The 13,127-nt window shown below is 71.0% G+C and carries 13 protein-coding genes; 2 read left to right on the top strand and 11 right to left on the bottom strand.

All coding sequences use genetic code 11. From position 1 onward, the window contains the following. Positions 1-6 precede the first annotated feature (6 nt). Complete coding sequence (locus tag QRN67_RS09085) at positions 7-1,809, bottom strand: VanW family protein (protein ID WP_285411538.1); 1,803 nt, start codon at positions 1,807-1,809, stop codon at positions 7-9. Further along, a complete protein-coding gene (locus QRN67_RS09090; protein ID WP_081270746.1) occupies positions 1,806-2,411 on the bottom strand; it encodes a DUF6891 domain-containing protein in 606 nt (201 codons plus the stop codon). The genes QRN67_RS09085 and QRN67_RS09090 overlap by 4 nt, the downstream gene beginning before the upstream one ends. Before the next feature lie 200 nt (positions 2,412-2,611). Here QRN67_RS09090 and QRN67_RS09095 point away from each other — a divergent pair, with 200 nt between their 5' ends. Next, positions 2,612-3,292 (top strand): hypothetical protein, encoded by a 681-nt coding sequence (locus tag QRN67_RS09095; protein WP_285411539.1) that lies wholly within the window; start codon positions 2,612-2,614, stop codon positions 3,290-3,292. A gap of 1 nt (position 3,293) precedes the next feature. Here QRN67_RS09095 and QRN67_RS09100 read toward each other — a convergent pair whose 3' ends face one another. Next, positions 3,294-3,899 carry an isochorismatase family protein gene (locus QRN67_RS09100; RefSeq protein WP_285411540.1) on the bottom strand — a complete coding sequence of 202 codons (606 nt, stop codon included), beginning with the start codon at positions 3,897-3,899 and terminating at the stop codon, positions 3,294-3,296. 129 nt (positions 3,900-4,028) lie between these two features. Next, positions 4,029-4,409 (bottom strand): helicase SNF2, encoded by a 381-nt coding sequence (locus QRN67_RS09105; RefSeq protein WP_081270745.1) that lies wholly within the window; start codon positions 4,407-4,409, stop codon positions 4,029-4,031. 185 nt (positions 4,410-4,594) lie between these two features. Between QRN67_RS09105 and QRN67_RS09110 the strand changes: the two genes are divergently transcribed. Next, on the top strand, positions 4,595-5,086 hold the full coding sequence (locus QRN67_RS09110) for a DUF6314 family protein (protein ID WP_285411541.1): 492 nt from the start codon (positions 4,595-4,597) through the stop codon (positions 5,084-5,086). Positions 5,087-5,095: 9 nt separating this feature from the next. Here the strand turns inward: QRN67_RS09110 and QRN67_RS09115 are convergent, their stop codons facing one another. The 7 genes from QRN67_RS09115 to QRN67_RS09145 form a co-directional block, all read right to left on the bottom strand. Next, on the bottom strand, positions 5,096-5,686 hold the full coding sequence (locus tag QRN67_RS09115; RefSeq protein ID WP_081270743.1) for a biotin transporter BioY: 591 nt from the start codon (positions 5,684-5,686) through the stop codon (positions 5,096-5,098). A gap of 40 nt (positions 5,687-5,726) precedes the next feature. Then, the gene (locus QRN67_RS09120; RefSeq protein WP_285411542.1) at positions 5,727-6,320 is read right to left on the bottom strand and encodes an energy-coupling factor transporter transmembrane component T family protein; all 594 of its coding nucleotides are present in this window, start codon (positions 6,318-6,320) and stop codon (positions 5,727-5,729) included. After that, a complete protein-coding gene (locus tag QRN67_RS09125) occupies positions 6,313-7,032 on the bottom strand; it encodes an energy-coupling factor ABC transporter ATP-binding protein (protein WP_285411543.1) in 720 nt (239 codons plus the stop codon). The genes QRN67_RS09120 and QRN67_RS09125 overlap by 8 nt, the downstream gene beginning before the upstream one ends. 83 nt (positions 7,033-7,115) lie before the next feature. After that, positions 7,116-7,958: an isocitrate lyase/PEP mutase family protein gene (locus QRN67_RS09130; RefSeq protein WP_285411544.1), complete on the bottom strand. Its 843-nt coding sequence runs from the start codon at positions 7,956-7,958 to the stop codon at positions 7,116-7,118. Between the two features lie 73 nt (positions 7,959-8,031). Continuing rightward, a complete protein-coding gene (locus QRN67_RS09135) occupies positions 8,032-9,327 on the bottom strand; it encodes an MFS transporter (RefSeq protein ID WP_081270739.1) in 1,296 nt (431 codons plus the stop codon). Continuing rightward, positions 9,324-11,651, bottom strand: a complete 2,328-nt coding sequence (locus QRN67_RS09140; RefSeq protein ID WP_285411545.1) for a LamG domain-containing protein — start codon at positions 11,649-11,651, stop codon at positions 9,324-9,326. The genes QRN67_RS09135 and QRN67_RS09140 overlap by 4 nt, the downstream gene beginning before the upstream one ends. Positions 11,652-11,662: 11 nt before the next feature. Then, entirely contained in the window at positions 11,663-13,075 is a 1,413-nt protein-coding gene (locus QRN67_RS09145) for an aminotransferase family protein (protein WP_081270738.1), read from the bottom strand. Between the last annotated feature and the right edge of the window lie 52 nt (positions 13,076-13,127).

The following is a 13,127-nucleotide window of genomic DNA, read 5'->3' on the forward strand; positions in this document are numbered from 1 at the left end:
CTCCGTTCAGTTACTGCAGGCGGCGCGCAAGGCGGCGCGCAGCGATTCCACGTCGCCCGGCGCGACCTCGCGCACGCCAGGCAGGGCCGAGAGGCCGCAGGCGGTCGAGGCCACCACCGGCACGCCGGCCGCCACCGCGCGCAGGACCGCGCGCGGCGCATGCTCGATGTGCGCCGGCAGCACGACCACGCTGGCGCCCGCCAGCGCGTCGCCCCGCCAGTTCATGTGCTCGACCTGCGCAATGCCTTGCCAGAGCCGCGCGTCGCTCGACGGCGCGCCCAGCACGCGCAGGCGGCACGGCCAGCCTTGCAGCGCGGCGGCAAGTTCGCGCGCGCCCTTGCGGGCCAGTGCGCTTGCCGCGAACACGACGAGGGGCGGGTCGGCGCGCCCACCGGCAACGGTCTTGGCCTGGGGCAGCACCCAGTCGAGCCGCACCACCTCGGCCCGTGGCGCAAGCCGCTCGATCCGTGCCGCGGCCTGCGCATGCGGCGTGACCACGGCCACCGCGCGTGCAAGGGCCTGCGCCTCGGCAAGCGCCAGCGCGGGGTCGGCGCGGAAGTCGCGCAGCGTTTCATCGCCGGGCCAGCGGTGGGCGGCGGCATCGAGCCGGCGTTCGATCTCGGCCATCGGCAATGCGCCGGCCAGCACGGTGACACGGCGTCCGTCGAGCGCGCCGATGCGCTGCAGGTGCGGCAGCAGCGATTGTTCGACCACGAGTTGCGTGTGCGCCGGCTTCAGCCGCGCGGCGAATGCCAGCGCGAGCCAGCGCTGCCCGTCGATCAGGCTCGCCTGCCGCCGCCCCGCGTGCCGCGCCCAAAGCCGCTGCCACAGCGCCCGCCGCAGGCTCACGGCCCACAGCGCTTGCGTGGCCTGCGTGCCTTGCGCGACGGCTTCGCGCTGCCAGCCGGTCGCGGGCCGGCGCCAGAACGCGAGCCGCAGCGGCACGGGCTGCATGCGCTCGGCCTGCGGATGGGCGGCGTGCAGGTAGCGCGCGAACTCCGGCGTCCAGCCGTCCACCAGCACGGCGGTGCGCCCCTGCGGTTCGACGTCGACGCGGGGGCGGTGGCGAAAGCACGTGGCCTGGTCGCAGCTCAGGCAGCCGCGAGCCAGAGGCAATGCGGCTGGCGCATCCACTGCGTTCGCACGCCGCAGCACGAGCGGCGCGGCAGCCGCCGTGGGCGGGGAACGCGCGCGGATGCGCAACACCAGTTCGCTGTCGGTCAGCTCCACTTCGAGCCGCCATGCGTGCCTGGCGCGCAGCTTGAGATCGACGTAGTTCCAGAACACGGTCGCGTCGATCGCATCGCCATCGGCGTCGCCGGCCTGCTCGATGCGCGCCGTATGCCCGTGGCGCTCGACCAGTTCGAAACCCGCGCGCACGGCGACAGTCGCCAGCGCATTCGACAATTGGCAGAGGCCGCCGGCCAGCGTCGGCACCACGCAGCCGCCGCGCAATTCGCGCCCGACCACGAAGCCGCGCCAGGCAGCGGGCCGCCCGAGCTGCCGCCAGAAGCTCAGCAGCTCGCCCGCCGGCACCTCGACCGCGTCGAAGGCGCGCCGCGCCACGCGCAGGTTCTGCACCTTGCCGGCCACCAGCGGAAATTCATCGGCGCGGCCGTCGGACCAGAGGGGCGTGCGGTGTTGCGCAATGACGGGCGCATCGGCCAGCGCTTGACTGCCGCGGTGCCAGCGCCGGGCCGAGGGCCGCAGTGCTTCGCGCACTGCATGGGCCGTGGCCAGCAGCCGCGAGCGCAGCCAGAAATCGATGGCGTCGATGCGGCGCGGCGGCTGCCAGGCCTGCACGCTCACGCGGAGGGGCCTCGCTTGCGCCATTGGCCGAGGTCGGCTTCGATGCGCTCGTTGATGTCGCCGCTCCAATTCGCGCCGAAGCCCGCGGCGCGCAGCAGCTCGACGATGCGGCGGCCGACGACGACGGTGTTGGCTTCGCGCTGGTCGATCTCCGGGATCATGCCGCCGCTGAACGCCAGGTGCAGGCGGCCGGTACGCACCGCCGTGTCGAGGTCCTGCGAGTGATAGAAGCAGCAGCCGCGGATGCCCGACGACAGGCGCCCCGCGGCGCGCCATTGCTCGCGCACGTCGTCATGCCCGTCGGCCAGCGTGTTGCCGGCGCGGTGCAGCGCGATGATCTTCTCGGCGCGCAACTGCGCGAACACGGCTTCGAGCCGGTCGTACTCGGTCTGCGCGGGCCAGCCCGCTTCGGCGGCGCGCTTGGCGGCGCATGCGCGCGCGGCCTCGGCCTTGATCCATGCACGGTCTTCGCCCGTGAGCTCGTCGGGGTCCAGATACTCGTCGGTGATCATCCATTCGACGTCGGCGTCGGGATAGAAGCCGCACCACACGAGATCATGGATGCGTCCGCGCGTGTCTTCGGGGTCGAGAGTAAGGGCCATGCGTGAGGGGTTGCCACCTTGGCGGCGAAGGATCGTGCTTTCGTTTTTCCTGGCAGGAGCGCTTGGTATTTTCGCCCGAGTGCACCACCATGGCGCATTAATGCGAAAGCATGACGTCTCGCGGCCCGCCCTTCCGCACCACACCATCATGCGGGATGCCCAGCGGCAAGGCAATGCGCCTTTTGGCGGAGGCGGCAGCTATGCTGCGCGCCTTCATGCAAGAGCACCAGCCCGCCATCGACCTGCCGCCCATCGACGAACTGCTCCCGGACCAATGGACTTCGGGCGCACCGCAGGACACCGAGCGCGCACCGAAGTCGCCCGCCGATCGGCTCGGCTGGCTGATCGCGCTCACGGTGCTGGCTTTCTTCGCAGTCTTCGGCTTCCAGGCCATGACCTGGGCACTGGCCGGCGGCTGGCAGTGGCTGTGGATGCTGGTCGGCCTGCCGGTGTTCGCGATGTTCTCGGTGCTGACCGTGGTGTTCGTCCGCACCTCGCTGCGCGAGCGGCGCCGCGTGCGCGTGGCGCTGGCGGACATCCGGCTGGAGCGCGGCGAGGGCCTGCGCATCGGCGAGCCGCTCGAGCTGCGGCTGCGCGCGACGGTGCCCGCTGCCCGCCAGGGCGAACGCACGAGGGCGCCGGAGCGGCTCACGCTGCGCCTGATGAAGCGCGTCGACGCCTCGCTGCCCGACACCTGCTGCGACGAGACCGCCGTGCATTGCGAGGACGCGCAAACGGCGCGGCTGCTCTACATGGGCACGCTGTGCGCGCGGCCGGAGGACGCCGGGGCAGCGCGGTGGTTCGTCACGGTCCACGAGACGGGCGCAGCCGGCACCGCGCCCTTCCTGGTCGCTGCGCTGCGGCTGCTGCCCGCGCGCTGAATCAGCGCTGCTGCTGCCCGGCAGCCGTGGCGATGGCCTCCAGCACCACCTCGGTCGACCGCACGCGGCCCATGCGCGGGAACACCTGCTGGTTCGCGAAGTCGTGCGGCTCGGCCGCGAGCGAGGTCATCGCGTCTTCCACGAACACCAGTTCGTAGCCACGGTCGAAGGCCGCGCGCGCCGTGGATTCGACGCCGAAGTTGGTCGCGATGCCGCTGATCAGCAGCGTCCTGATGCCGCGGCGGCGCAATTGCTGGTCGAGGTCGGTGCCGTAGAAAGCGCCCCACTGGCGCTTGGTGATCCGCACGTCGGCAACCTGCACTCCGAGCTCGGGCACCAGTTCGGAGAACTCGGGCGGCGGCACGGGCGATCCGGCCGGGCGGCTGATGGAGGCGTCCGCCGGCAGGCTCAGCAGCGCGTTGACGTCCACCCTCACCCAGACCACGGTGCCGCCCGCCTCGCGCAGGCTGTCGGCGATGCGCTTGCCACGCTGCACCACGTCGGCTGCAGAATGCGGCGCAAGCTGCCGCGCGACGTTGCTGTTCTGCAGATCGATGGAGATAAGTGCAGTTTGACCGGGGTTGATGTCTAGATGTTGGATTTGCATGCAGGCCATGATACGGACGCCGTATGAGCCCGCCATGAGCATGCCATACGCAAAAAAGCCGGCCCATGCATCTGCATGGTCCGGCTTTTTATCGAAAGATGCCCAACGAAGCAGGCATGCTGCCGAAGATTACAGCGGCAGGGCGTCGCCGTGCGCTGCGGCACGGGCTGCTGCGCGAACTGCGGCGCGGTCCACGGTGCTGGCGACCACGGGGGCTACGCCCGACGAAGCGCCTTCGGCGTAGGGGTCGGCGCTGTGCGCGGCGGCAACGGCGTCGGCACGGACGGCAGCGCGGCTGGTGTTCGACACGAACACCTGGGCCGGGCCGGCGTTGGCACCGGTGGCGTAGGGGTTGGCGCTGTGTGCGGCCACGACGGCCTGGCTGGCGACGTCGGCGCGGCTGGCGGCCGAGGTCAGCTGATGCACGCCTTCATAGGTTTCGGCGTGGGCGGCACCGGCGGCGGCCAGCAGGGCGATGGAGATGGCGGAGAGGAGCTTCGAGGCGGTCATTTGGATGTCCTTCAATTGGTTCGGTTCTTGTTTCTTGGTCTGGATCAGCTGAAGGGCTGGTCCATGGAAAGAATTGTGCGCCGATATCTAAGTAAAAACCCTTAGCAAACGGAACCGCGGTGTTCACACGGTGGAAACAATCACCGCTCCGAAAAGGAGAAAACGGCTTGTCGTAGAGTGCCGGGATGAGCGCGCAGCCCCCCTCTTCCATCCTTCCGCCCCAAGCTCCCTGGGACGGTCCGGACACCGTGTTCGACGCGCTGGCGGGCGCCTGGGCCCTGGCGCGAACCATCGAGGGCCAGGCCACCATGACCGGCAGCGCGGTGTTCACGGAAATCGCCCAGGACATGCTCAAGTACCGCGAGGAAGGCCGCATACGGCTGGCCGACGGCAAGGAATTCGACGGGCATCGCGAATACCTCTTCGAGCGCGCGCCGGGCGGCTTCGTGGTGCACTTCGCCGAAACCCCGCCGCGCCTGTTCCACGCCATCGGCATCGCGCGCGACGGCACGGCGCTCGCCGGCTCGGCCATGCACCTGTGCACGCCAGACACCTACGACAGCAGCTACCGCTTCCTGCCGGACGGCTCGTTCGAGATCCGCCACACGGTGCGCGGCCCGCGCAAGGACTACCTGTCGGCCACGGTCTTCACCCGTCAGGGCGCGCGGCCCGGCTGAAGAAGACGATCAGTCGCGGTCGAGCCGCCAGCCCGGCATGCCGCGCATCACCGTCTGCACGAGCATCGCGCAGATGCCGCACTTGATGAGGTCGCCGGGAATGAAGACCAGCATCGCCAGCGCGGCCTGCGACAGCGACATGTGGGCGATCAGCGAAAGCCCGACGATGCCGAAGGCGTAGACCACCCCGATGCCGCCGACCACCGACGCCAGGAAGGCCGCCGCCAGGAGCCCCATGCCGGTGGCGCCGGCCATGCGCCGCATCGCCAGGCGCATCAGCAGGCCGCAGGCGAAGGCACCGAACATCCAGCCGAAGAGAAAGCCGCCGGCCGGCGCCACGAACACGCTCAGCCCGCCGCGTCCGCCCGGCAGCAGCGGCAGCCCGAGCGCCACGGCCAGCAAAAACAGCGCGATGGCCAGGAAGCCGCGGCGCGGCCCCAGCAGGCAGCCCGCGAGCATCACGCCCAGCGACTGCAGCGTGATCGGCACGCCGAACGGCAGGTCGATCTTCGGGATCAGGCCGAACACCGCCATCAGCGCCGCGAACAGCGCGATGTAAGACAGTGAGCGGGACGAACTGAGGGAGCCGGTGGTGGTCATGGCGGTCGATCGCAATCGAAGAAAAAAAGAAGAAGCTCGGTCAGCGGCCGAGCCGTGCGGCCAGCGCGTCGGCCACGCGCTCGGCGGTCTGCAGGGTGCGGATGGTCAGCGGCGCCAGCAGCCGCAGGCCGCCGCCGTGGCCCGCGCGGACGCGGTAGGCGTCGTCCAGGCGCTGCCATTGCACATAGAAATTTTCGGCGAAGCGCAGCATCAGGCCAAGGCCGAGCGCGATCCGCTCGGTCGGCACACCCACGCGCTGCAGCGGATGCAGCACCGCTTCGAGCACCGCCAGCAGGTCTTCGAAGCGCGTAGTCAGCGTCAGCATCAGCGCCAGCGTGGCCGCGCTCGCGAGCCGCAGCGCGCTGGCCACGCCCAGCGGCGTCGTGCCCATGGCCCAGTGGAAGCCGATGATCAGCGCGCCCGCGATCGCCACGCCGAGCAGCATGCGCACGCGGCGCCACGCCGGCGGCCCGAGCGACGCGAAGATGCCCAGCACCACGACGCAGGCCACGGCCAGCGTCAAAGGCCGCTCGACCAGCACCAGCAGCGTGCCGCACACCGACAGCACCGCGAGCTTGGCCCACGCCGCGATCGCATGCATCCACGTCGGCTGTTCTGAATAAAGGCTATGCACGGCGCCCCCGCTCCAGTGCGGCGCGCTCGCGCACGTTCTCTGCGTAGGCTTCGCACACCTCGCGGCCCGGCCCGTCGGCGCGCACCTTGCCCTGGTCGAGCCACAGCACGCGCTCGAAGTCGTGGACGTGTTCGAGCAAGTGCGTGGAGACGACGATCTGGTGGCCGCCGTCTTCGAGCTGCGCGGCCAGGCGCGCCTGGCTCAGCAGGTCGAGGCTGGCGAAGGGCTCGTCCAGCAGCAGCGTGGCGGGCTCGCTGATCTGCAAGGCCAGCAGGCACACCTGCTGGCGCTGCCCCTGGCTCAGTTCGCCGACCGCGCGCGCGGCCCAGGCCTCGAGCCCGCGCCGGGCGAGGAACTCGCGCGCCTGCTGCCGCGCCGCCTGGCGGGTCTCGCCGCGCGCCGTGAGGCTGAAGGCCAGCTCCTCGGCCACGGTGGGAAAGATGATCTGGTCGTCGGGGTTCTGGAACATCAGCCCGACGTGTTTCGACAGCTGCTTGCGGTCGGCCTGCGTATCGAGGCCGTGCACGGTCACGCGCCCGTGCTGCGGCTGGTCGAGCCCGCTGATCAGCCGGAACAGGCTGCTCTTGCCGGCCCCGTTGTCGCCGATCAGCCCGATGCGCGCTTCCTGCAGGCTCAGCGTGAGCCCTTCGAAGACATGCTGGTTGCCGCGCACCAGCGTCACCGCGTCGAGGCGGATGCTGTGCGTGGACATGGGTTCTGGCGGGGTCGGCTGCGGCAAGGGGCGCCCACTGTACTCGAACCTACCCGAACCCGCCCTGGCGGCAGGCAGGCGGCTCAGGGCGTGGCGGGAAAGAGCCCGTTGATCTCGCCCACCGACAGCATGCCCTCGCCCATCGCGTCGAACCGGCCCTGCGCAAAGGCTTCGCCAGCGATGCGCCCCACGAGCCCCAGCGCCGATTGCAGCGGGCCGCAGCCCAGGCTGATGCGCCGCGCGCCGGCGCGCGCAAGCTCGCCGGCCGGCGGAGCGCCCGCATAGCCGGCGTATACGTTCAAGGGCAGTCGCACGGCATCGGCCAGTTCAGCGATCTCCTCGGGGCTGGACATGCCGGGCACGAAGATGCCGTCGGCGCCCGCCGCCGCGTAGAGCCGCGCGCGGCGCAGCGCCTCGCCGAAGCGCGCCGCCGGGTCGTCCCAGGGCACGAAGTAGGCGTCGGTGCGCGCGTTGATGAAGAAGCGCGCGTCGAGCTTGCGGATGGCGGCGATGCGCTCGCACAGCACCTCCGGCGGCGCCAGCTCGCGCGTGCCCGGCTGCGTGCCGTCCTCGATGTTGATGCCGGCCGCGCCCATGTCGACCAGCGCGCCGGCCACGTCGCGCACCGCTTGCGTGCTGTCGCCGAAGCCGCGTTCGATGTCCACGCTGACCGGCACGCCGGCCACGCGGCAGATGCGCGCGCAGGCCGCGACCAGCTCGCCGGCGGGCATGCGCTCGCCGTCCGCATACCCGAGCGACCAGGCCATGCCGGCGCTGGTGGTGCCGATGGCTGCCGCGCCCGCGCGCTCGACGATGCGGGCGCTGACGGCATCCCAGGCGTTGACGAGAACCAGCGGGGCGGGGCCCTCGTGCAGGCGATGAAAGGCATCCGTCTTGTGTTGTCGTTGCGCGTCGCTGGCTCGCATGGTCATTCGTCCGGAAAGTCGCGGAATGACCCGAGCGTAGGCAAGGCGCGCCGCCGCGACTTGGAAAAAACTGCTATTTCACGCCGTACCGGCGGGCGGCCCGCAGCGCCGCCAAGCTCACCAGCACGCCGAAGCCCACGTAGAACGCCGGTGCGATCTTGCTGCCCGTGGCCGTGATGAGCCAGGCGCTGATGAAAGGCGCGAAGCCGCCGAAGATCGCCACGCCGAAGCTGTAGCTGACCGACAGGCCGGTGCCGCGCGTGGCCGCCGGGAACAGCTCGGACATCGCCGCGGAGATGGGGCCCCAGTAGGCCGAGGCCACCACGCCCATGGCGGTGAGCGCCACCATCAGCGCCGGCACCGACGGATGGTTCACCAGCAGGTAGAACAGCGGCACGATCATCACGAGCATGACCAGCGCCGCGCCGCGCATGATGGCCAGGCGCCCCACCCGGTCCGACAGGCTGCCGAACACCGGCACCAGCGCGAACTGCAGCACGCCGAACCAGAAGGTGCCGGCGAAGGCCATCGACGGCGGCAGGCCCAGCTGGCGCACCGCGAAGGTCGGCATGAACAGGCCCGTGTAGGACACGATGGTCGCGAGGATGATGAGCCCCATGGCCGCCAGGGTGCGCCCGCGCTGGTCCACCAGCGTGGTGCGCACCGGCGTGGCTTCCTGGGCCGCGCGCTTGAACTCCAGGCCTTCGTCCAGGTGGCGGCGGATGTACAGGCCGGCCGGCCCGATCAGCAGGCCGAAGAAGAACGGAATGCGCCAGCCCCAGGACAGCAACTGCTCGGGCGTGAGCAGCGTGTTGAGCCCCATGCCGAAGCCCGCCGCCAGGAAGGTGGTGATGCCCTGGCTCGCGAACTGCCAGCTCGAGAAGAAGCCGCGCCGCCGCGGATCCTGCTCGGCCAGCAGCGCGGTGGCGCTGCCGAACTCGCCGCCGGCAGCGAAGCCCTGCAGCAGCCGCGCGAGGATCACGAGCCCCGGCGCCCACAGCCCGATCTGCGCGAAGGTCGGCGACACCGCGATCAGCAGCGTGCCGAGCAGCATGAGCGCCATCGACAGCGTCAGCGCGTTCTTTCGCCCCCTGGCATCGGCATAGGCGCCGAGCACCAGCGAGCCGACCGGGCGCATCACGAAGGTCACGCCGAAGGTGCCCAGCGTGATGAGCAGCGACACGGTGTCGTTCTCCGCGGGGAAGAACAGCTTGGAGATGGTCACGGCGAGGAAGCCGTAGATCACGATCTCGAACCACTCCAGCGCATTGCCGATGGAAATGGCGGTGATGACCCGCAGCGTGCTCTGCCGGGAGGCAGGCTCGGCGGGTTCGGATAGCTCGGCGGCGCGTGGGGCGAGTGTGCTCATGGTGCTTCGTGCTCCAGGGATGGTTGAACTGCAAGGTCCGCGCCCGTCTCGGGCCGGACGCCGAAGTGATGCAGCACGTTGCGCAGCACCCCTTCGAAACAGGGATCGACGCCGAGCACCCAGCTCGCGCCCACGGCGCCGGCGTTGAACACGCGGCCGCCCCGGGGGCGTTCCCAATAGATCATCTCGGCCGAGAGTCCGTCGAGCGACTCGGTCACGTTCGAGAAGTAGTCGAGATACGCGTCGAGCCGGCCCGGCCGGTGGCGGCGCCCCTGCGCGATGACCTCAATGCCGCGCTGCGGCTCGGGCAACTGCTGGCCGGCCGGCAGCGCGAGCGTCATGCGGCACAGCGTCGCCACGCTCAGGTCCCACTCGTGGCCGATGGCGCGCGGCAGGCCGCCGCCCGGCGCATGGCCGAAGGTCGCGCCCTCGGTCAGGCCCAGCGCATTCGGCTGCGTGAACAGGAAGTGCCGCGGCTGCGTGGCGTGGTACACGCCGAAATCGCCGCCGTCGGCAAAGGCCCAGCCCGCCGACTCCAGCCCGATGATCTCGGCGCACGAGCGCCCGGCCTGCCTGAAATGGCCGCCGCGCGCCCAGTCCTGCGAGTGGTACTGCTCGCCGTAGGGGCCGGCGGGCGGGCGCACCTTGGCGGCCTCCTCGCTGTCCAGGTCGTTCGCGCCGAGCACCTTGCGCTGCTCCATCACCGTGCCCTCTTCGTTGTAGCTCACGCGCAGGTACATGGTGTTGCCCGACAGCACGATGGCCGTGCCGCCGCCGCACAGGTAGTCGTCGAGCCCGTCGCAGGCCGGCAGCGACCAGTACTCGCTGTGGCCGTTGACGATCACGGTCTTGTAGGCCTTCAGCAGGCCCGGGTCGCGGTGCAGGTCGAGGTCGCTCACCACGTCGTAGTCGTAGCCGGCCTGGTCCAGCCACACATGCAGCCGGCGCTCCAGCCGGGTCCACTGGCTGAAGCCCGCGTCGGCGGGGTCGTACAGCGCGTTGGGGCTGGCATTGGGCCAGGGCATGCGCAGGCCCACCTGGTAGGTCGGCTGGCCGCCGCGGTGGTAGGTGTAGCTGCAGTAGGCCGGGGCCTCGGGATGGCTGTTCTCCAGGCCCGCCGAACGCCGCGGCCACACGGGATCGCCGGCCGTGTTCTTCGCGAAGGGCGTGCTGGCATAGGCCAGCCAGCTGTTGGTGGCGCACAGCACCAGCACCGGCGCGGGAGCCCGGTGCGCGGCGCGGCGCACGATGAAGGCGATGTCGTATTCGGCGGGCTCGCCGTCCAGCAGGTAGCGCACGCGTCCCACGTACACGCCGGACTTCGCATCCGGCGGAATGCGCAAGGCATGGCTCTCGGGCCAGCGGCAGTCGTACAGGTCGTCGCTCGCCAGCCGCAGGCCGTGGCCGCGCGTGGGGTCGGCCAGCGGGTCGTAGCCGTCGTCGGAGAACTCGTTCACCCGCTGTGGCTCGAAGGCCGGGCCGACGATCATCCAGGTGCCGTGGTTGACGATGCGTCCGGTGCGCTGGTGGCCGCTGGCGTCGGCCACGGTGTCGCCGCGCTCCTCGCGCAGCGGCCAGCAGGCCAGCACCGTGCGACCGCGCGGCGTGTGCAGGCCGCGGTCGGCGAAACGCGCGCGCACTTCGGCCGGCTGCAGCGCATGCGAATAGATCGCGGGCATGACGATGTCGCCCTCCAGGAACGCATCCGCCAGGCCGTCGATGCCGCTGCCGCCCAGGCGCAGCGGCGCACGGCCCGGCTGCATCGGGCCGGTCCACCGGCCGCGCGCGACCGCTTCGCCGTCGATCCACAGCACCGTCTGCTCGCCGTCCCATGTGGCGACGAGGTGGTGCCAGCGCTTGGCCCGCAGCGCGCCGCCCGCGATCTGGCCCTGCGCACGGAACGCGCCGCCGTCGCCCAGGTAGAACACCGCGCGCCCGGCCTCGTCGATGAAAAGGCCGTAGCCGCAGGCGCCCGGCAGGTCGTATTGCCCGACGACGCTCTGGCGCGTGCCGATGCTCCAAGGCTGCACCCAGCACTCCAGCGTGAGCGCGCGCAGCGGCTGGTCGAGCCCGCGCGCCACCTGCACGTAGGAGCCGGGGTGGATCGGATGCACGCGCGCGGCGGAAGGCGCGAAGGCATGCAGCACGGTGTCGGCCGTGCGGCCTTCGACATCGGGGCCGAGCCGGCACACCGAAAGCGCATAGGGCACGTCGCTGCTCAGGTGAAAGCGCACCACCTCGCCGGCGGCCACGCTCTTGCGGTCGGTGTAGCCATGCACGCCGGGCACTTGCAGCGCGCGGTGCGGCGGAATGGGTTGCGGCATCGCGGCTGCCTTCATTGCACCGAGGTGGCCAGGCCCTTGGCCGCGATCTCGTCGGCCAGGCCGCGCAGCGAAAGCGCGAGCAGGTCGGCCAGTTCGTCGATCTCGGCGGGCGTGATGGTCAGCGGCGGCGTGATCATCTGGAAGTCGCCGAAGGCCCCCAGGTTCGCGCGCCGGTTGTACAGCGCGATGCCGTGCTTCAGCCCGTGCTCGGTGAGGCGCGCCGGTGCATTGAAGCTGGCCGGCAGCTGCCGCTTGGTCGCCTTGTCGGCCACGATCTCGATGGCGGTGAAGAGCCCCTTGCCGCGCACGTCGCCCACGATGGGGGAGCGCTCGGCCACTTCGCGCAGCCGGGCCATCAGCAGCTCGCCCATGTCGCGCGCGCGGCCGACCAGGTCTTGTCGCATCACCTCGCCGACCACCGCGTTGGCCACGGCGCACGACAGCGGATTGGTGAAGTAGGTGTGGCCATGCACGAAGCCGCCGCTGCCGGCGACGGCGTCGACGATGCGATCGGGCGCCAGCAGCGCGCCCAGCGGCGTGTAGCCCGCGGCCAGCCCCTTGGCCAGCGTGACCAGGTCGGGCCGTGCGCCGGCCCAGTGGTGCGCGGCCAGGAAGGCGCCGGTGCGGCCCGCGCCGCTCATGATCTCGTCGTAGATCAGCAGCACGCCGTGGCGGTCGCAGATCTGCCGCACGCGCTCGAAGTACGCCGCCGGCGACACCACCGCGCCGGTCGAGAGGCCACCGATGGGCTCCAGGATGAAGGCCAGCACGGTGTCGGGTCCTTCGCGCACGATGGTGGCCTCCAGCTCGTCGGCGCAGGCCATCGCATGGCTCTCGGCCGTGTGGCCGTCGGGCACGCGGTACGACAGCGGCGCGGGCACCTTCGGCATCTCGCGCACCATCGGCCCGTAGATCGACTGCGTGTGCGCGTCGCCCGTCACCGCCAGCGCGCCGAGCGTGGAGCCGTGGTAGCTCGGGTTGCGCGAAATCACCTTGGCGCGGCGCGGCTGGCCGCAGACCACGGCGTACTGCCGCGCCAGCTTGATGGCCGACTCGTTGGCCTCGGAGCCCCCGGAAACGAAGAAGGCCCTGTCGAAGCCATCGCCCGCCAGCGCGCACACGCGGTCCGCCAGCTCGATGCTGTGCTCGCTCTCGAAGAAGCGCGGGTAGGCAAAGGTGACCTGCGCCGCCTGCGCCTGCATGGCCGCCAGCACGCGCGGGTTGCCGTGGCCGATGTTGGCGACCACCGCGCCGGCGGTGGCGTCGAGGAAGCGGCGGCCGCCGGCATCCCACAGGTAGATGCCTTCGCCGCGCGCGATGCGCGGTGGCCTGGGCGAGCCCTTGGCGGCATAGAAGCCGAGCACGGAGCCGCCCTTGGGCGTGTCGCCCACGGTGCGGGCGGTGTCTTCGATCGTGGCGCTCATCGGGAAATATCCATTCGAATGTCTTGAACGGGCCCGACGATAGGCAGAGCCG

It is taken from the genome of Variovorax sp. efr-133-TYG-130 (assembly GCF_030208835.1).
Lineage (GTDB): Bacteria > Pseudomonadota > Gammaproteobacteria > Burkholderiales > Burkholderiaceae_C > Variovorax.